The sequence below is a fragment of the Amycolatopsis circi genome (genome assembly GCF_003385235.1).
GTDB classification, from domain to species: domain Bacteria; phylum Actinomycetota; class Actinomycetes; order Mycobacteriales; family Pseudonocardiaceae; genus Amycolatopsis; species Amycolatopsis circi.
This window is the reverse complement of the sequence record NZ_PQIA01000028.1, coordinates 20,928-38,712: the sequence shown is the minus strand read 5'-3', so window position 1 is coordinate 38,712 and position 17,785 is coordinate 20,928. Positions and strand designations below refer to the sequence as shown.

The 17,785-nt window shown below is 68.5% G+C and carries 20 protein-coding genes; 7 read left to right on the top strand and 13 right to left on the bottom strand.

Annotation, left to right across the window (positions count from 1 at the left end; translation table 11 throughout):
* Positions 1-56 precede the first annotated feature (56 nt).
* The 3 genes from D0D37_RS15165 to D0D37_RS15155 all read left to right on the top strand — a co-directional run bounded on the left by D0D37_RS15165 (position 57) and on the right by D0D37_RS15155 (position 3,040).
* A complete protein-coding gene (locus D0D37_RS15165; RefSeq protein WP_116201173.1) occupies positions 57-923 on the top strand; it encodes an SDR family oxidoreductase in 867 nt (288 codons plus the stop codon).
* 75 nt (positions 924-998) lie between these two features.
* Positions 999-1,595 (top strand): class I SAM-dependent methyltransferase, encoded by a 597-nt coding sequence (locus D0D37_RS15160; protein WP_116201172.1) that lies wholly within the window; start codon positions 999-1,001, stop codon positions 1,593-1,595.
* Positions 1,596-1,645: 50 nt separating this feature from the next.
* The gene (locus D0D37_RS15155) at positions 1,646-3,040 is read left to right on the top strand and encodes an FAD-binding oxidoreductase (protein ID WP_116201171.1); all 1,395 of its coding nucleotides are present in this window, start codon (positions 1,646-1,648) and stop codon (positions 3,038-3,040) included.
* A 74-nt stretch (positions 3,041-3,114) separates the two neighbouring features.
* Here D0D37_RS15155 and D0D37_RS15150 read toward each other — a convergent pair whose 3' ends face one another.
* The 4 genes from D0D37_RS15150 to D0D37_RS15135 all read right to left on the bottom strand — a co-directional run bounded on the left by D0D37_RS15150 (position 3,115) and on the right by D0D37_RS15135 (position 6,490).
* Positions 3,115-3,819 carry a DedA family protein gene (locus D0D37_RS15150; protein WP_116201170.1) on the bottom strand — a complete coding sequence of 235 codons (705 nt, stop codon included), beginning with the start codon at positions 3,817-3,819 and terminating at the stop codon, positions 3,115-3,117.
* 244 nt (positions 3,820-4,063) lie between these two features.
* On the bottom strand, positions 4,064-4,639 hold the full coding sequence (locus D0D37_RS15145; RefSeq protein ID WP_116201169.1) for a hypothetical protein: 576 nt from the start codon (positions 4,637-4,639) through the stop codon (positions 4,064-4,066).
* 32 nt (positions 4,640-4,671) lie between these two features.
* Positions 4,672-5,862, bottom strand: coding sequence for an N-acetylglucosamine-6-phosphate deacetylase (gene nagA, locus D0D37_RS15140; RefSeq protein WP_116201168.1), 1,191 nt, complete (start codon positions 5,860-5,862; stop codon positions 4,672-4,674).
* Positions 5,863-5,914: 52 nt separating this feature from the next.
* Positions 5,915-6,490 carry a SigE family RNA polymerase sigma factor gene (locus tag D0D37_RS15135; protein ID WP_051172562.1) on the bottom strand — a complete coding sequence of 192 codons (576 nt, stop codon included), beginning with the start codon at positions 6,488-6,490 and terminating at the stop codon, positions 5,915-5,917.
* A 195-nt stretch (positions 6,491-6,685) separates the two neighbouring features.
* Between D0D37_RS15135 and D0D37_RS15130 the strand changes: the two genes are divergently transcribed.
* Positions 6,686-6,961 (top strand): YciI family protein, encoded by a 276-nt coding sequence (locus D0D37_RS15130; protein WP_116201167.1) that lies wholly within the window; start codon positions 6,686-6,688, stop codon positions 6,959-6,961.
* Between the two features lie 41 nt (positions 6,962-7,002).
* On the opposite strand, the gene D0D37_RS15125 is transcribed toward D0D37_RS15130, so the two are convergent.
* The 4 genes from D0D37_RS15125 to D0D37_RS15110 all read right to left on the bottom strand — a co-directional run bounded on the left by D0D37_RS15125 (position 7,003) and on the right by D0D37_RS15110 (position 11,167).
* Positions 7,003-8,001 carry a PDR/VanB family oxidoreductase gene (locus D0D37_RS15125; RefSeq protein WP_116201166.1) on the bottom strand — a complete coding sequence of 333 codons (999 nt, stop codon included), beginning with the start codon at positions 7,999-8,001 and terminating at the stop codon, positions 7,003-7,005.
* The gene (locus tag D0D37_RS15120) at positions 7,998-8,858 is read right to left on the bottom strand and encodes a metal-dependent hydrolase (RefSeq protein WP_116201165.1); all 861 of its coding nucleotides are present in this window, start codon (positions 8,856-8,858) and stop codon (positions 7,998-8,000) included. Before D0D37_RS15120 ends, D0D37_RS15125 begins: the two co-directional genes overlap by 4 nt.
* On the bottom strand, positions 8,855-10,324 hold the full coding sequence (locus tag D0D37_RS15115) for a flavin-containing monooxygenase (protein WP_116201164.1): 1,470 nt from the start codon (positions 10,322-10,324) through the stop codon (positions 8,855-8,857). Before D0D37_RS15115 ends, D0D37_RS15120 begins: the two co-directional genes overlap by 4 nt.
* 75 nt (positions 10,325-10,399) lie before the next feature.
* Positions 10,400-11,167 (bottom strand): helix-turn-helix transcriptional regulator, encoded by a 768-nt coding sequence (locus tag D0D37_RS15110; RefSeq protein ID WP_116201163.1) that lies wholly within the window; start codon positions 11,165-11,167, stop codon positions 10,400-10,402.
* A 68-nt stretch (positions 11,168-11,235) separates the two neighbouring features.
* Between D0D37_RS15110 and D0D37_RS15105 the strand changes: the two genes are divergently transcribed.
* Positions 11,236-12,285 carry a zinc-binding dehydrogenase gene (locus D0D37_RS15105; RefSeq protein WP_116201162.1) on the top strand — a complete coding sequence of 350 codons (1,050 nt, stop codon included), beginning with the start codon at positions 11,236-11,238 and terminating at the stop codon, positions 12,283-12,285.
* Here the strand turns inward: D0D37_RS15105 and D0D37_RS15100 are convergent.
* The 3 genes from D0D37_RS15100 to D0D37_RS15090 all read right to left on the bottom strand — a co-directional run bounded on the left by D0D37_RS15100 (position 12,282) and on the right by D0D37_RS15090 (position 14,650).
* On the bottom strand, positions 12,282-12,755 hold the full coding sequence (locus D0D37_RS15100) for a pyridoxamine 5'-phosphate oxidase family protein (protein ID WP_116201161.1): 474 nt from the start codon (positions 12,753-12,755) through the stop codon (positions 12,282-12,284). The genes D0D37_RS15105 and D0D37_RS15100 overlap by 4 nt on opposite strands.
* Positions 12,756-12,763: 8 nt before the next feature.
* Positions 12,764-13,654 carry an SDR family oxidoreductase gene (locus D0D37_RS15095; RefSeq protein ID WP_116201160.1) on the bottom strand — a complete coding sequence of 297 codons (891 nt, stop codon included), beginning with the start codon at positions 13,652-13,654 and terminating at the stop codon, positions 12,764-12,766.
* 81 nt (positions 13,655-13,735) lie between these two features.
* The gene (locus tag D0D37_RS15090; protein ID WP_116201159.1) at positions 13,736-14,650 is read right to left on the bottom strand and encodes an aldo/keto reductase; all 915 of its coding nucleotides are present in this window, start codon (positions 14,648-14,650) and stop codon (positions 13,736-13,738) included.
* Between the two features lie 62 nt (positions 14,651-14,712).
* Between D0D37_RS15090 and D0D37_RS15085 the strand changes: the two genes are divergently transcribed.
* Together D0D37_RS15085 and fbaA are read left to right on the top strand one after the other, a co-directional pair.
* On the top strand, positions 14,713-15,534 hold the full coding sequence (locus D0D37_RS15085) for an LLM class F420-dependent oxidoreductase (RefSeq protein WP_116201158.1): 822 nt from the start codon (positions 14,713-14,715) through the stop codon (positions 15,532-15,534).
* Positions 15,535-15,638: 104 nt separating this feature from the next.
* A complete protein-coding gene (gene fbaA / locus D0D37_RS15080; RefSeq protein ID WP_116201157.1) occupies positions 15,639-16,670 on the top strand; it encodes a class II fructose-bisphosphate aldolase in 1,032 nt (343 codons plus the stop codon).
* 433 nt (positions 16,671-17,103) lie between these two features.
* On the opposite strand, the gene D0D37_RS15075 is transcribed toward fbaA, so the two are convergent.
* Both D0D37_RS15075 and D0D37_RS15070 read right to left on the bottom strand, forming a co-directional pair.
* Positions 17,104-17,484, bottom strand: coding sequence for a type II toxin-antitoxin system VapC family toxin (locus tag D0D37_RS15075; RefSeq protein ID WP_208719962.1), 381 nt, complete (start codon positions 17,482-17,484; stop codon positions 17,104-17,106).
* 16 nt (positions 17,485-17,500) lie between these two features.
* Complete coding sequence (locus D0D37_RS15070; protein WP_116201155.1) at positions 17,501-17,779, bottom strand: type II toxin-antitoxin system Phd/YefM family antitoxin; 279 nt, start codon at positions 17,777-17,779, stop codon at positions 17,501-17,503.
* Positions 17,780-17,785 lie beyond the last annotated feature (6 nt).

Genomic DNA, 17,785 nt, shown 5'->3' with positions numbered 1-17,785 from the left:
GTCACTCTGGTACCGTATGACGGGACAAGAGTCCCATCACTTTGCGGGAGAGATCCATGCGCGTGTTCGTCACTGGAGCCACTGGTTTGGTCGGCTCCGCTGTCGTCGCCGAACTGCTGGGCAACGGCCATTCCGTCCTCGCGCTCGCGCGGTCCGACGCCTCCGCCGCGGCGGCCGAAAAGGCTGGTGCCGAGCCGGTGCGGGGTGCGCTGGCGGACTTGGACGTCATCCGTGCGGCGGCGGCCAAGGCCGACGGGGTGATTCACCTCGCCTTCGCCAATGCGTTCAGCAGCGACGAAGCTCTTGCGAACGCGGTCGCCGAGGAAACGGCGGCGCTCAAGGCGCAGGCTGAGGCGCTAGTCGGAAGCGGTCGGCCGTTGGTGACGGTCTCGGGGACGCCGTATGCACCGGGTCGCGCGTCGACCGAGGCTGATCCGGTTTCGATCGACGGGCCTGTCGGCGGGAGGGGGCGCACGGTCGCCGAGGTTCTGGAGCTTGGTGCGTCCGCGGTACGCCTGCCGCGCACCGTGCACAACAACGGCGAGGGCGGGTTTGCCGGTCTGTTGACCAACATCGCCCGGCAAACGGGAGTGTCCGGTTATCCGGGCGACGGCACGCAGCGGTGGCCGGCGGTGCACGCGCTCGACGCGGCAGTGCTCTTCCGGCTCGCTTTGGAAAACGCGCAGCCCGGTACGTCCTGGCACGCGGTCGCCGACGAAGGCGTTCCGGTCGCTGACATCGCGGCAGTGATCGGACGGCGGCTGGGGCTCCCGGTCGAATCGGTGCCGGAGGAGACTTACGGTCCGCTCGGTCCGATCTTCGCGACCGATCAGCCCTCCTCCAGCGCGCACACCCGGCAAGCGCTCGGCTGGGAGCCGAAACACCCCGGTCTGCTGGCAGACCTGGAGAACCTCCGGAACTGATTTTGCGGTTCCGGCAAAGAACCTTGCCGTCCGGCGCGGTCAGCGGAATCGTGAACGGCGGAGGTGGCAACGAAAATGGCTCCGTCCGGGAAATCCGAAGCACCACACGACGCACAGTTCTGGGAAGACCTCTACCGCAGTCGCGAGCAGGTCTTCAGCGGCGAGCCCAACGGCGTGCTCGTCACCGAGGCCGAGGGGTTGCCGCCGGGACAGGCGTTGGACGTCGGGTGTGGCGAAGGCGGCGACGCGCGGTGGTTGGCCGCGCGCGGCTGGCAGGTGACAGCGCTCGACATCTCGCGCACCGCGTTGCAGCGGGCGGCTGCCGCTAACGCCGGGATCGCTTGGGTGTGTTCGGATCTGGCCGCGAGCCCGGTTCCGGCGAGGGCGTTCGACCTGGTCAACGTGCAGTATTTCCCGCTCCGGCACGACGACGGCGTGCCGCGGAAGCTGCTCGACGCAGTCGCGCCCGGCGGGACTTTCCTCTTCGGCAGTCATGATCCGCACGACCTGGGACCGGAGCACTCCGGCTACTGCCAGCCCGACGACATCGTGCGGCTTCTCGGCGAGGAGTGGACCGTCCTCGTCAACGAGACTCGGCCGAGGGTATCTCCGGCCCCGCCGGGTACGGGGCACACTCGCGACACCGTGCTGCGCGCCCTCCGGACCAGCTAATATCGGAATTAATATTCCGCACTGCGAACATCCCGGTTTACCATGCGGGAATGAGCAACGACGCCCTCCTCCAGCGGCTTCGGGACGACCTCGGCCCGGCCGCGGTGCTCACCGACGCTGACGTCACCGACGCCTACGCGCGCGACATGATGCCGCTCGCTCCCTCGGGGAAACCGCTGGCGGTCGTGCTTCCGGCGGATACCGCGGGAGTGCAGGCGACTGTCCGTGCCTGTGCCGAAGCGAGAGTCCCCATCGTGCCGCGCGGGGCGGGCAGCGGGCTTTCCGGCGCGGCCAACGCGATCGACGGCTGCGTCGTGCTCTCTCTGACGAAGCTGAACGAGATCGTCGAGGTCGACGCGGGCAACCGGCTCGCCGTCGTGCAACCGGGCGTCGTCAATCTCGACTTCCGGACCGCCGTCGAGAAGCACGGCCTGTTCTATCCGCCGGACCCGTCCAGCTACGACTGGTGCACCATCGGCGGCAACCTCTCCACCAACGCCGGCGGCCTCTGCTGCGTGAAATACGGCGTGACCACCGATTCGGTGCTCGGCCTCGAAGTCGTCCTCGCGGACGGATCGCTGCTGAAAACCGGCCGCCGCACGGTGAAGGGGGTCGCGGGGTACGACCTCACCAAGCTGTTCATCGGCAGCGAGGGCACGCTCGGCGTCATCACCCAGGCGACCGTCTCGCTGCGGCCGCTTCCGCAGGCCCCGGCCACTTTTGTCGCCGGATTCAATACCACCGAGGCGGCCGGCGAAGCGGTCGCACGGGCGGTGCGCGAGGGGCTCGTGCCGTCGCTGCTGGAGATCATGGACGCGGCGTCGATCAAGGCGTCCGAGACCTACCTCAACACCGACCTCGGCGCGGGCTCGGACTGTCAGGCCCTGCTGCTGGGCCAGTCCGACGCCGGTGGCGAGGCCGCCCGGCGCGAACTGGCGCTGCTGGAACAGATCTGCACCGACTGCGGCGCGGACCTCGTCTACGCCACGGACGACCTCGAAGAGGGCAAGATGCTGCTGCAGGCCCGCCGCGTCGTGCTGACCGCGCTGGAGACCTACGGCGTGTGGCTCACCGACGACGTCAGCGTGCCCCGCACCCGGATCGCCGAGCTGATCCGCGGCTGCGAACGGATCAGCGAGAAGGTCGGGCTCAAGATCGCCGTCGTCGGCCACGCCGGGGACGGGAACATGCACCCGACCATCGTGTACGCGCCCGATTCCGAGGACGAGTTCGCGCGCGCCCAGCAGGCGTTCGACGAGATCCTTGAGGTCGGCCTGTCCCTCGGCGGAACGGTGACCGGCGAGCACGGCGTCGGCAAGATCAAGCGCGAATGGCTCGCCCGCGAGATCGGCCCGGTCGGGATCCGCGTGCACCGGCAGATCAAACAGGCCCTCGACCCGGAGAACCTCTTCAACCCGGGCTCGATGTTCTCGATGGCCGACTGACCCCAGCACCACCCAGCAACGACGAAGCGGCGTCCGGAAAAGTCCGGACGCCGCTTCGGCCAGCCGAGAAAACCTCAGTCGCGCACGCGCGGGATCTGCTGCGTGACGTCGGCCGAATCGTCGGCCGGACGAGCCTTCTTCTCGCGGCGGCTCTTCAGGTACTCGATGGCGATCGGGACCACCGACACCAGCACGATGAGGACGAAGATCGCGTCGACGTTGTCCCGGATGAAGCCGATGTTGCCCAGCAGCGACCCCAGCACGGTGATGCCCGCGGCCCAGAGGATGCCGCCGAGGATCGTGTACGTGAAGTAGCGCTTCGGGTCCATCCGGCCGATGCCGGCGATCCAGGTGATGAACGTCCGCACGAACGGCACGAACCGGGCCAGCACGACGGCCTTCGGACCGTGCTTCTCCAGGAAGCTGTGCGTCTTGTCGACGTACTCCTGCTTGAAGAACTTCGAATCCGGCCTGCTGAACAGCTTCGGCCCGGCGAAGTAGCCGAGGTAGTACCCCACGACGTTGCCCAGCAGCGCGGCGACCGTGACCAGCACGCACACCAGCCACAGCGGCGCCTTCAGCGTCCCGTTCGCGATGAACAGGCCCGCGGTGAAGAGCAGCGAGTCGCCGGGCAGCACCGGGAAGATGCTGCTCTCGATGAAGATGATCAAGCACAGCACGGCGATCACGGGCGCCGTCAGCCCGTTCAGCAGATGCTGCGGGTCCAGCCACGACGGCAGCAGGGACATGGTGGTCACTGTGTTCTGGGCGAGAATCACACCGAAAACGGTACAGGGTGACTCACGGTGGCCTCATCGGGCAAGGAAATCGCAGGTCATCGGTGTAAGATCGCCGTTGCTAATCCGGCCAAAAGCAGGCCGACCCCGCAGCGGCACGTAACCGTTGCGGCGAAGTCATTCGGCCGTGGCTGTGGTCGGATTAGCAACGATCGGCACAGTAAGAACTCGGCCCGGGAGTGCCTGCCGGAGTGACCGTCCGGGCAAGCCGGGGCGGATCCCGGCCTCAGATCAGCGTCAGGAGGCCGATGACGGACCCGGCGGCCAGCCCCAGCAGCACGGCCAGCAGCAGGACCCAGTGCGCGGGCAGGGGGCCGCTCTGCGCCGCCTGAACGGGACGGCGGACGGTCGCGTCGTTGGCCCCGACCGGCGGGATCGAGCCGGTCGTGCCGGGCGAGGTGTAGTCGGCCGCATCGAGGGCGGCGCGTTCTCGGGCGAGCGAGTCGGCGCCCGCCCCGGACAACAGGCCGTAGTTGGGCGGCAGTTCGGTGGTCGGGCCGGTCTGCGACGGCGCGCCCGTCTGAGCCGAAGCGCCGAACGAGCCGGTGCCGGAAGCCGGAGCGGCGGCGAAGGAGCCGGTCCCGGCAGTACCGGGGCCGGAAATTCCGGGACCGCCGGCGGCGCTGAACGATCCGGTGCCGGAAGGGCCGGGCTGGACCGCGCCTTGCGAGCCGGTCCCGGAACCGGAGTCAGCGGCACCGGCGGGCTCTTCGACCGGGTTCGCCACGACATGCGGGGCGAAGACGGCTTGTGCACGCAGCGCGTCGGCCAGTAACCGTTCCGGGTCTTTCGGCTCGCTCATCCGCTCCGTCCGCCTGTCGAAGTGCTAGCTCGTCACGTACTCAAGGTAGCCCGGCCCGCCTCGGCGACCCACTCGCCCCGGTGCAGTACCCGGGACGGGCGCAGGTCGTCGTCCAGGATCACGGCGTCCGCGGCGAGGCCGGGGCGCAGTGCGCCGGTGCGGTCGGCGATGCCGAGCAGTTCGGCCGGTCGCGCCGACGTCGCCCGGACGGCGTCCAGTACGTCGAGTTTCGCACCCTTCACCAGGTTGCGGAAGGCGTTGTCCATGGTCAGCGTGCTTCCGGCGAGTGAACCGTTGTCCAGCGTGGCGACGCCGTCGTGGACGTCGACCTCCAGCCTGCCGAGGGTGTAGCGGCCGTCGGCGGCGTCGGTGGCCGACATGGCGTCGGTGATCAGCACCGTCCGGCCGCGGCCCGCGTGCTGCGCGGCCAGCCGCACGACCGTCGGGTGCAGGTGCACCAGGTCGCAGATCAACTCGACGGTCACGCGCTCGTCGTCGAGCAGCACGCCGACCGGGCCCGGCTCGCGGTGGTGCAGCGGACGCATGCCGTTGAACAGGTGGGTGGCGACCGTCGCGCCGGCGTCGATGGCCGGAACCAGCTGGTCAGCGACCCCGTCGGTGTGGCCGATCGCGGCGATCACGCCCGACTCCGCGAGCTGCCGGACCGCCTTGACGCCGCCGTTCAGCTCCGGCGCGAGCGTGACCATCCGGATGGCGCCGTGGCCGGCGCGCAGCAGCTTCTCGACGGTGCCGGTATCCGGCTCGCGCAGCGTGTCGGGGTCGTGCGCGCCGCAGCGGGCACGCGAGATGAACGGGCCCTCCAGGTGGATGCCCGCGAGGTCGCCCTCCTGCACGAGTTCGCGCAGCGCGGCGATCTGCTCGGTGAGCAGGTCGATCGGGTCGGAGACCAGGCTCGCGAGCATGGTCGTGGTGCCGTGCCGCCGGTGCGCGCGGACCGCGGTGCGGATCTCGTCCGGGTCGAGCGTCGAGAACGAGGCACCGCCGCCGCCGTGGCAATGGGTGTCCACGAAACCCGGCACGACCAGCGCTCCTGCGACGTCCACCGTCGCGGCATCCGCGCTGCTCGGGGGTGTGCCGGTGCCTACCGCGGCGATCTGTCCGCCGGACACGGCGAGCCAGCCGTCGTCGAGTACGCGGTCCGGGGCCACGACGCGGCCGCCCGTGATGACGAAGTCTCCGGGGTGCTTCACGCGGTCCAGCATATATTGGTCTGGACCAGAGAGGGCCGACCAGCGCGAGATTGGTCCGGCCAGGTCACTGGGGCGGCTGCATTGCCTTCTGCAGCGCCTCCAGCGCTCGGCTGGCGGTTGACTTCACAGTGCCCTTCGAAATGCCCGCGGCTTCGGAAATCTCCGCTTCGCTCAGCCCGCCGTAGTAGCGCAGCACGAGCACCTCGCGCTGGCGCGGCGGAAGCTTCGACAGGGCGTTGACCACGGCCTGGTGCTCGCTCGAGAGCATCGCGAGGCTTTCCGCGGACCGGGCGTTCACCGCGTGCGGGGGCACGTACTCGCGCGCGGTCTTGCGCCGCCGCAGCACGCTGCGCGACCCGTTGACCACCGCGGTGCGCAGGTAGCCGACCGCTGCCGCGGCGTCGCGCAGCCTGCCCCAGTTGCGGTGCAGCCCGGTGAAGGCCTCCTGCACGACGTCCTCGGCCGTGGCCGGCTCGTCGACCAGCAGGATGGCGAGCCGCACGAGCCGCATCCGGTGCTGCCGGTAGAGGTCTTCCAGGTTCAACGGGGCGGTCGGCGGCTGCGCCGGGACCGGCCCGTCCATGGTCCGCAGGTGGCCGAGGGTCGCCTCGACGCTGCGTTCCGCGTTCCCCTCCAGCATGTATCCCCGCCTGTCCTCGACGTGTCCGCTCAGCAGGCCCGTTGGCGCGCGATGGGCTCAGCGTGCACACAGGTTCCGCCCGCGCCCAGCCTATCGGGTTGGCCTTCCGCTGCCACCGCTCGCATGGTGCGTCTGCCCGGAGGTCACCGGTAGCGTCTGCGGCGTCACCGTCGTGTTCACCCCGGGAGTAAGCGCATGGCCTGGTACCTCGTCGAAATCCGCTACGTCCAGGAGAAGCTGGCCGACGTCCGGCCGCGGCACCGGGACTACCTGAAAGAGCACGTCGAGGCAGGTCGCGTCGCCGTCGCGGGTCCGCTCGCGGACAACTCCGGCGGGCTGGTGCTCTGGCAGGCCGAGGACGAGGCGGCGCTGACCGAGCTGATCGACAACGACCCGTACGCGATCGAGGGCGTGGTGGCCGAGCGCACCGTCCGCGAGTTCAAGCCGGTGTTGGGGACCTGGGTCCAGTAAGGCTCGTGAGTGTTAAAACCGGTTCTAACCGGCGTAAACACTCACAACTCCAGCACCGCCGCCCCACGCTCGACGCAAATCCGCACGCGCCCGCCGTCTTCGGCCGCTACCTCGCAGGTGCCGCAGAAGCCCTGACGACACGAGTACGGCACGTCGGGCAGCACCTCGCGCACGACGTCGAGCGTGGAGCGGTCGGCGGGCACGTCGAGCGTATGGCCGCTGCGCCGCAGGATCACGCGGAACGGCTCGCCGTCCACGATCGGCGGCGGCGAGAATCTCTCGAAGTACACTGCGGCGGCACCCGTGCGGGCCAGGTCGACGCGGACGCCGGTGATCATCGGCACCGGGCCGCAGCAGTACACCGAAGCTCCGGCGGGCATTTCCTCCAGCAGTTCCGCGCCGGACGCCGGGATGCCGAATTCTGTGTCCGGCCGGATCCGCACTCGCTCGGCCGGGAGTTCGTCGAGGAACGGCATCGACTCCCGGTCGCGGCCGGTGTAGACCAGCCGCCAGTCCGCGCCGCTCGCCTCCGCGCGATGCACCATCGGGAGGATCGGCGTGATCCCGATTCCGCCCGCGATGAAGTGGTATGCGGGCGCGGTGACGAATGGGAAAGCGTTGCGCGGACCGCGCACTGTGACGCGAGTTCCGGCAGTGAGCGTGTGTGCCTCGGTGGACGCGGAACCAATGCGCCGCACGGCAATCCGGTAATGCGACAGGTCCGAAGGCGAGCCGCACAGCGAGTACTGCCGCACCATTCCCGAAGGCAGCAGCAGGTCGATGTGCGCGCCGGGACGCCAAGCTGGCAACGGGTTTCCGTCCGGACGTACGAGCCGGAGACTCACCACGCCGTCGGCTTCGGTGCGGACGGCATCGACGACCAACGGCAATCGACGGTCGACTTCTTGCACCGGAGGACGCCGTCGGCCGGAAATCTCGGCCAGCCGCCGGTAAGCCGCGCCGACGGCGACCAAAGTGGACATCAGCCGGTCGCGCCTGCCGCTGCCGTCGAGCCGGGGCGGGAACTGCGGTGCGGTCATCGCGGAGCGTCGGCGGCCTTGGCCGCGGGCGAACTCGCCAGGTACGCCACCGCCTGATCGGTGTTGCCGGTTTCCGTGGGGTGATAGGACTTCCGGAAGTACGGCCGGATCTCGCGCAGCAGTTCGCCCGGTCCCGGCAGCAGCCCGCGGCGGGCGGCGCGGCGGTAGGCCCGCAAGTTCGCGCGGCCGGGTCGCGTCGGGTCGTTCTTCATCAGGAATCGCGTGCCACGCAAGAAAACCCACGCCAGCACCGGCGTCACCACGATCATCGACCGCACTCGCCGACCGTAACGGCCGTCGAGGTGGCAGAACAGGTCGTAGGCCACCGATCGGTGCTCGACCTCCTCCGCACCGTGCCAGCGAAGGAGATCCAGCATCGTCTCGTCCGCACCGGCCGCGTCGAGTTCCTTCGCGTCGAGGATCCATTGGCCGAGAAACGCGGTGTAGTGCTCGATCGCCGCGACCATCGCGAGCCGTTCGATCAGCCATTCCCGGCTCGATCGGGGCCGGTCGCCGAGCAGCCGCCGGAACATCCACTCCATCTGCGCGATGTACGGCCGCACGGAAACCCCGGCGGACTCCAGATGTTCGGCCGCGCCGTCGTGCGCCTGGGCGTGCATCGCCTCCTGGCCGATGAACCCGAGCACGTCCTCCTTGAGCCGCTCGTCGCGGATCAGCGGGACGGCCTGCTTGAACACCTCGACGAACCAGCGTTCGCCCTCGGGCAGCGCCAGATGCAGCACGTTGATGCTGTGCGTGGCCTGCGGCTGCCCGGGAATCCAGTGCATCGGCAGCTTGGAGAAGTCGAACTCCACGTCTCGCGCGTGGAGCACGATCTGCTCGTGGTCGGCACTCATGACCGGCCGCTCAGCTCGTAGTCGCTCGGCTCGACGCGCCGCGTCTCCAGCCAGTACCGCCAGGTGAAGCCCGGCCAGATCGTCCGGTTGACGCCCTTCGCGTCGAGGTACCAGCTCTTGCAGCCGCCCTGGGTCCACACGCCCTTGACGAGCTTGGCCTGGATCTGCTCCTGGAATTCGTCCTGCACCGACGGCCGCACGTCGAGCGCCGCCGCGCCGCGCGAATCGGCGAGCCGGATCGCGTCGACCACGTAGCGGGACTGCGATTCGATCATGAACACCACGGAGTTGTGGCCGAGCGCGGTGTTCGGGCCGAGCAGGAAGAACAGGTTCGGGAAGCCGGACACGGTGATGCCCTTGTGCGTCTGGATTCCTTCGGTGGACCAGGTTTTCGCGAGATTGCGGCCGCCGACGCCGGTGATGTCGAGGTACTCCAGCGCGTCGGTCACCTTGAAACCGGTGCCGTAGATGATCGCGTCGACCTCGTGCTCGACTCCGGCGGTGTCGACGATGCTGTGCGCGCGGACCTCGGCGACGCCGTCGGTGACCACGTCGACGTTCGGCCGGTCCAGCGCCGGGAAATAGTCATTCGACAGCAGGACGCGTTTGCAGCCCATCGTGTAGTCGGGCGTGACTTTCCGGCGCAGCGCGGGGTTTTTGATGCCCTTCGCGATGTGCCTGCGCGCGAGAACCTCGGCGGCCTGCATGAGTTTCGGATGCCCGTTGAACCCGATCGCGCGGGATTCGAGCATCCAGTACAAGGCGTTGCGGTACAGCCGCTGCGTGCCCGGCACGCGCTTGAACAACTGCCTGGCCCAGCCCGGCATCGCGTGGTCCGGCTTCGGCATGATCCACGGCGGCGTGCGCTGGAACAGCGTCAGTTCGCCGACCTCGGGCGCGATCTTCGGCACGAACTGCACCGCGCTCGCGCCGGTGCCGATCACCGCGACCCGCTTGCCCGCCAGGTCGAACTCGTGGTTCCACTGCGCCGAATGCCAGGTCTGGCCCTTGAACTTGGCGATCCCCGGCAGTTTCGGGATTTGCGGGATGTGCAGCCCGCCGACTCCGGCGACGAGGAACTGCGCGGAGAACTCGGTGCCGCCCTTGGTCTCCACCGTCCAGCGGCGTTCGCCCTCGTCCCAGTGCGCACCGGTGATCTCGACGCCGAACCGGATCTTCTCGCGAAGGCGGTACTTGTCGGCGACGCCCTTGAGGTAGTCGAAGATCTCCGGCTGCGGCGAGAACGACCGGCTCCAGTCCGGGTTCTGCGCGTAGGAGAACGAGTACATGTGCGACTGCACGTCGCACGCGCAGCCCGGGTACGAGTTGTCCCGCCAGGTGCCGCCGACCTCGTCGGCCTTTTCCAGGATCACGTAGTCCCGGATGCCCGCTTTTTCGAGCTGGATCGCCTGGCCGAGCCCGGAAAACCCGGTGCCCACGATCACGACCTTGAACCGCTCGGTCATCTTGTCGGCCTCCGCTGCGCTGGGGGTCTGGCAGCGTTGATGTTACCTCAGGTAACAGTTACTCGAAAGTACTTCCTACTCGCCAGTACCGCTCGGCAGCCGATAGACCACCAGCGTCTGCTCCGGACGCTCGGCGACGTGGAACGCGGCGTGCGTCGCGGTGACCACCCCAAGCCGGGGATGCCGAAAACGCTTGTGACCTGCGTGGCTGAACTGGATTTCGTAGTGCGGCCACCATTCGCGCACCTCGGGGCTGGCCTCGGTCAGTTCGGCCACGAGCCGGGTCACGCGCGGGTGGTCGGGGTGCCGTCCGGCGATCGCCCGCAGCCGGGCCAGGATGTTGCGCGCCTCCTGCTCCCAGTCGATCAGGACCTCGCGGGCCGCGGGCTCGGTGAACATCCAGCGCACGACGTTCGCGCCCGGTTCGATGTTCCGGAACAGCTCCGCGGCGGCGTCGTTGTACGCGAGCAGGTCGTAACAAATCCCGGTGACGTACGCGGGGTTGTCGCCCAGCATCGCCGGGACGCCCGCGACCTCGGGCGCAGCCTCTTCGGGGGCGTCCTCGGGGGCTTCTCCGCCATCGGCGAGGCGGCGGAGGTGTTCCTGCTCGGCGCTGGTCAGCCGGAGTGCGCGGGCCAGGGCGTCGAGCACCTGGTCGGACGGGCGGACGTCGCGGCCCTGTTCGAGGTAGGTGAGCCAGGTGGCGCTGATTCCGGCCAGTAGGGCCAGCTCTTCGCGGCGCAACCCAGGCGTGCGGCGGCGTCCGGTGAGCGGCAGGCCCGCGTCGGCCGGGGCGATCCGCTCGCGGCGGCTGCGCAGGAAAGTGCCCAGTTCGACGCTCACCCTAGAACCTCCAGTACCAGAATAAAGCGATTCTGGATACCAGCTTAACGCCGCGCGAGGCTTGTCGTATGCGAGCTTGGACTGTTGCTTCACAAGACGACGACCTGCGCCTCTCCGAGGTTTCGGAACCCGCTCTCCAAGGCGGTGGCGTAGTCGTGGAGGTGCTCGCGGCGCACCTCCCGGCTTACGCGAAAGCGGTCGTGACGGGCGGACGCGGTGGCCTGCTGACCCCGCTGATCCTTGGCCCCTCGTGCATCGGGCGCGTGACCGACGTCGCGCCAGACGTCTTCCATGTCGCACCGGGCGACGTCGTGTTGGACACGGCGCTGCTCAACGCGGGTGATGGCGACGAAATCCTGGTCGGCTGGGTCGGCCTGGGCGGTTCTGGTGGCAGCGAGCGCACGGACCGCATGCGCGAGGTGTGGCGTGACGGTGCCTTCGCGGAGAAAGCGTTGTGCGCCAAGGAAACCATGGTCAAACTGCCCGGTGCCGAGAATTGCCCGGACCCGGCGCGGCTGGCGTTTCTGCCGTGGCTTTGTGTTGCCGCTGCTGGACTGCGCACGGCAAGTCCGCTGGCCGGACGCGACGTCGCGATCATCGGCGCGACCGGTCAAATGGGCGGTGCGGCGGTGATGCTGGCGCTGGCGGAAGGCGCGGCGACGGTGACGGCGGTGGGCCGCAACAAGGTGTCGCTCGACCGGCTGGCCGAACTCAGTTCCCGCGTGCGTACGCACCAGCTGACCGGCGATCGCGCGACGGACGCGGCGGCCATCGGCCCCGTCGACATAGCCCTCGACACTCTCGGTGCCACGCCCACGGCCGACGCGACGATGGCCGCCTACGACAGCCTGCGGGTGCGCGGCACGCTGGTGCTTGTCGGCGGCGTACGCCAGGACCTCACCATTCCGTACGGCGACTTCATGCACCGCAGGCTCACCCTGCGCGGCTCCTGGATGAGCGACGGCGAGACGGTGACGAGGGTATGGAACCTGGTCCGCTCGGGTGTGCTGGACCTCTCCGCGGTGGAGCTGCTGAAGGTGGGCCTCGACGACCCGGAAACCGCTCTCGACCTGGCGGAACGTACTTCGGGACTCAGCTTCGTGGCCCTAGTGCCTTAGTAGGTGCCGCCGAGTTTCGAGTGATCCCAGCTCGCGATCCTCGTCGGACGCAGGATCAGCCCGACCCGTTTCGGCGCCTGCCGTTCGATGAACGTTCGCAGCTCGTCGGGCACCGGCGCGCCCGGCTCGGCTCCGGAGTAGCGCATCATCAGCGCGATCCCCATCGCGGTGACCTGGTCGGTGTCCTCGACGAACTCGACGTCGGCCTCGAAGGAAAGCCCGCGCAGCTGGTCGTAGGCGTCGCCGCTTTCGATCAGCACGGTCGCCTCGGGCAGTCGTCGCAGGTTCTTCGCTTTCTGCGAGGTGCCATACGTCCACGTCGCGACCCCGCCCTCGTGCGGGTAGTACCAGAGGGCGGTGAGGTGCGGCCTGCCGTTCGGGCCGACGGAGGCCACGTTGATGACCTTCTGCTCGGCCAGGTAGGCCTGCACCTCGTCCGGGGCCATCCGGATCTGGTCGCGACGGGACATGGCGCTCCTCAGTTGCGCTTCGTGGCCGCGCGCCCGCCGTGGCCGTTGACCGACGACTCGAACGCGCCGCGCTCCTCGACGTCCTTCAGCGCGGCCCGGTCCGCTGCCGGCACCCGGGTCCGCGCGCCGAGTTCGACGATCGGCGGCAGGAACGAGCGCAGCAGCTTCAGCCCGCCGACCCAGCGTGGCACGTGGATCGTCCTGGCGCGGCGCAGAATCCCGGCCTCCAGGTCGTCGAGCGCGACGTCCAGCGGGTAGGTCTTGCCGAGCAGGCCTGGCATCCCGGAGCGCAGCTTGCCGAACACCGGGTGCGCGTCGGCGCTTTCGACCAGGTCGGTGCGGATCCAGGTCGGGTGCGCGACGCCGACCTTCACACCGAGGTGCGCGACCTCCGCGCGGAGGCTGTTGCAGAACGCTTCGACGCCGGCCTTCGCAGCGGCGTAGTTCGCCATGCCGGGCGCGTGGGTGATCGCGGCGAGCGAGGAGATGCCGAGCAGGTAGCCGCGGCGTTCGATCACGTGCGGGAGCGTGACGCGGAACGTGCGCCACACGCCGAGCAGATCGACCTCGATCACCCGCTCGAACGCGGCGCGGTCCACCGAGCGCACGAATCCGGCGGTCGCGATGCCCGCGTTGGCGATGACGATGTCGATGCCGCCGAAGTGCTCGACCACGCCCTCGGTGACGCGTTCGAGGTCGTCCCAGCTGGTCACGTCGGCTTCCCAGGACTTCGCGCTCGGCCCGATCCGCTTGGCGACCGCTTCCTGCTCGGCGGCTTCGAGCCCGACGAGCGCGACCTTGGCTCCGCGCGCGGCGAGCCGCTCGGCCAGGCCGGCTCCGATCCCGCGAGCGGCTCCGGTGATGAGCACGACCTTGCCGTCGACCTGCTTATGAGCCACGGTGCCCTCCTGAGCCGGTTTTGCCTGTCCGGAGGGCACCGTACAACAACCTACCCGCAGTAAGCTACTCCTCGGTAAGTATCAGTTCGACGCTTCGCCCAAAGCGGTGAGTTCGGCGTCGGTCAGGTTCAGCTCGACCGAAGCGAGCAGGTCGGCCAGCTGTTCCGTGGTGCGCGCACTGGCGATCGGCGCGGCGACGGTCGGCTGCTGACGCAGCCACGCGAGCGCGACAGCGGCGACCGAAGCTTGGCGCGCGGCGGCCACCTCGTCCAGCGCGGCGAGCACTCGTTCGCCCCGGGCGTCGAGGTATGCCAGCGCCCGCGGAGCACGCGGCGAGTCGCCCGGCTCGTCCTTCGAACGGTACTTGCCGGTGAGGAACCCCTTGGCCAGTCCGAAATACGGCAGCGTCACCAGGTTTTCGCGGGCGACGAGCGGGGCCAGCTCTCGCTCGTAATCCCGCTCGACCAGGTTGTAGTGCGGTTGCAGGGCCACGTATCGGGCGAGGCCGTTCTGGTCCGAAATGGACAGTGCGGAGGCGAGCCGGTCCGGTTCGTAGTTGGACGCCGCGATGTAGCGGACCTTGCCCGCGCGCACGAGCTGGTCGAACGCGGCGAGGGTTTCTTCCTGCGGAGTGTCGAGATCGTCCACGTGTGCGTAGTACAGATCGATATGGTCGGTTCGCAGGCGGCGCAACGATTCCTCGGCCGCTGCGGCGATGTTCGCGGCGCCGAGGCCGGGGCGCTGGTCTCCCCCGCCGACCTTGGTGGCGAGGACGATGTCGTCGCGGCGGCCGCGCTTGGCGAACCAGTTGCCGATGATCGTTTCGGAGCCGCCTCCGCCGCCATAGGTGTTGGCGGTGTCCAGGAAGTTGCCGCCGGCCGCGGTGTACGCGTCGAGAACAGTGAAGGACGCGGATTCGTCCACGGTGTTGCCGAAGACGTTGCAGCCGAGGTTGAGGCCGTGGATGTCCAATTCCGTAGTACCGAGCTTGGTCATGCTTTCGAACCTAATCCGGCCGGGGCGGGAGGAAAACCGGGTTCTCGCGCGTTGGGCGGGACATGGCTATCGAATTGGGCAAGCTAGGCGTTTGGCGGACGTCGACCGCGGTGGACGGCAAGTTCGCCGCCGAGGTGGAGAAACTGGGCTACGGCACGATCTGGCTCGGCGGTTCTCCCGGCGGCGACCTGGCGATCGTCGACGACCTGCTGGCCGCGACCGAGCGGATCAAGGTCGCCACCGGGATCGTCAACATCTGGGCCGACGCGCCCGAGGACATCGCGCGGGCGTTTCACCGGATCGAGGGCAAACACCCGGGACGGTTCCTGCTCGGCGTCGGCGCGGGCCACCGCGAGCACACGCAGGAGTACAAGAAGCCGTACGCGGCGCTGGTCGAATACCTGGACGCGCTCGACGCGGCCGGGGTGCCCAAGGAGTCGCGCGCGCTGGCCGCGCTCGGCCCGAAGGTGCTCGAACTCGCCCGCGACCGCACCGCCGCCGCGCACCCGTACTTGACCACCCCGGAACACACCCGGGCCGCACGCGAGATTGTCGGCACCGGGGCGCTGCTCGCGCCGGAGCAGAAGGTCGTCTTCGACACCGATCCGGAGCGGGCGCGCGAGACCGGCCGCAAGACCGTGCAGTTCTATCTCGGCCTGTCCAACTACACCGCGAACCTGCGCAAGCACGGCTTCTCCGAGGAGGACATCGCCGGGAAGGGCAGCGACCGCCTGATCGACGCGCTCGCAGTCCACGGGGACGGGAAAGCCCTGGCCAAGGGCCTGCAGGCGCACCTCGACGCGGGGGCGGAGCACGTCAGTGTGCAGTCGCTGGACGACGATCCGTTCCCTGCCTACCGGGCAATCGCGGCGGAGCTGCTCTGAATCGCTCCAGTCGGTTTCGTCTCGTGTGAGGTAGGACCGGTCGGCGCGGCCGGTCCACCTCGTACGATGCCGCTGTAGAAGCCAGTCGTCTCGAGGAGGAACCGATGCCCATCGCCACCCCCGAGGTGTACGCGGAGATGCTCGACCGGGCGAAGGCGAACGAGTTCGCCTACCCGGCCATCAACGTGACCTCGTCGGAAACCGTGAACGCCGCGATCCGCGGGTTCGCCGAGGCGGAGAGCGACGGGATCATCCAGTTCTCCACCGGCGGCGCGGAGTTCGCGTCCGGGCAGAAGGTGAAGGACATGGTTGTCGGCGCGACCGCGCTGGCCGAGTTCGCTCAGGTGGTCGCGGCGAAGTACGACGTCAACGTCGCGCTGCACACCGACCACTGCCCGAAGGACAAGCTGGACGGCTTCGTCCGCCCGCTGATCGAGATCTCCGCCGAACGCGTCCGCGGCGGCGGCCTGCCGCTGTTCCAGTCCCACATGTGGGACGGTTCGGCCATCGACCTGGACGAGAACCTGGAGATCGCCCAGGAACTGCTCGCCAAGGCCGCGGCGGCGAAGATCATCCTCGAGGTCGAAATCGGCGTGGTCGGCGGCGAGGAAGACGGCGTCGAGGCGGAGATCAACGAAAAGCTGTACACCGCCGAGGGCGACTTCCTGAAGACGATCGACGCGCTCGGCGCCGGTGAGAAGGGCCGCTACCTGCTGGCCGCGACGTTCGGCAACGTGCACGGCGTGTACAAGCCGGGCAACGTGAAGCTGCGCCCGGACGTCCTCAAGGGCGGCCAGGAAGCGGCCTCGAAGAAGCTCGGCCTTGACCCCGGCTCGAAGCCCTTCGAACTGGTCTTCCACGGCGGCTCGGGCTCCCTCCCGGAAGAAATCCGCGAGGCGGTGTCGTATGGCGTGGTGAAGATGAACGTGGACACGGACACGCAGTACGCGTTCACCCGCCCGATCGCGGACCACTTCTTCAAGAACTACGACGGCGTGCTGAAGATCGACGGCGAGGTCGGGAACAAGAAGGTTTACGACCCGCGCAGCTACCTGAAGGCCGCTGAAACGGGCATGGCGAACCGGGTGGTCGAGGCTACGCAGGCGCTGGGTTCGGCTGGCCAGAAGCTGGGCTGATTGGGTTTTCTAAGGGGAAGGCCGTCTTCTTTGTGGAGGCGGCCTTCCTGTCTTTGTTTAGGCAGGTTTATGCGGCTCGCGTCCGTTTGCGGAAGCGGCACGCAGCCCACGATCACCGCTGGCCAGGCCAACCGGCAAGTCGAGGATTACTCGACGCAGGCCCGTGTCGCGGGACGCCGACAACAACATCGCCGTGCGTGCGGCCGAACGGGACTCCCATCCCTGAGACGTAGGATCAGCTCAAGAGCTAGCCCAGCGCAACCGGAACTGCAGGAGTACGACCATCACCGGTGTGTTGAGCGCGCGACCTCGTCCCAAAAAAGTATGGAAGCGCAAGCTAAATTCACCGACCCAGTTGAAGCGGCCTGAAACGCTATTCAAACGACGGATCCAGTGAGTTGTATTCAGCGATAGCAACTGGAAACGCAGTTGTTCAAACAGCAATAACCTCGACCATGTTTCCCAGGCCTTTGAAGTCGTCTGCGTTGCGGGTGTAGAGCGGCAGGTCCCGCGAAGACGCGATGGCGGCGATCATCAGGTCCATTCGGCGAGGTCGAGGGTCTCGCTTCGCCGCGAGAACCAGCGCGACCAGCGTGCCGTATCGGGCCGCTGCCTCGCCGTCAAACGGCAGTGACGCGAAGTCGACGAGGGCGGCACCGAGCTTCTCGGTGCGCGCTGCACGGACGGCGGCGTCTTTCGCCATCGCCACGCCCTGGTGTAGCTCGGCCATGGTGATCGCGGTCAATTCTGGGATCTTCGGCAATGCCACCGGATCGAGTAGACTGAGGTCGAGGTAAGTGCACGTGTCGAGCACGCCGGCCTCGTAGCGCTCAGCCACGAGACTGCTCCCACGCGTCGTCGGCACCCACGCGGTCCTCGGCGCCGAAGAACTCATCAGCTTCCCGCCGTAGCTGGACAGCCTCAACCGTGGGCAACTTCCGATGCCGCTCCACCAACTCCTCTGCGGTAAGGCGACGCCTGCGCGATATGGGTCGCAACTCGGCCACCTCGACGCCGTTGCGAGTGACGTAGTAGATCTCGCCTGCCTCGACGGCGTCCATGACGGCAGCAGAGTTGTTGCGGAACTCTCGCTGGGTAATCACCTTCACGGTGCC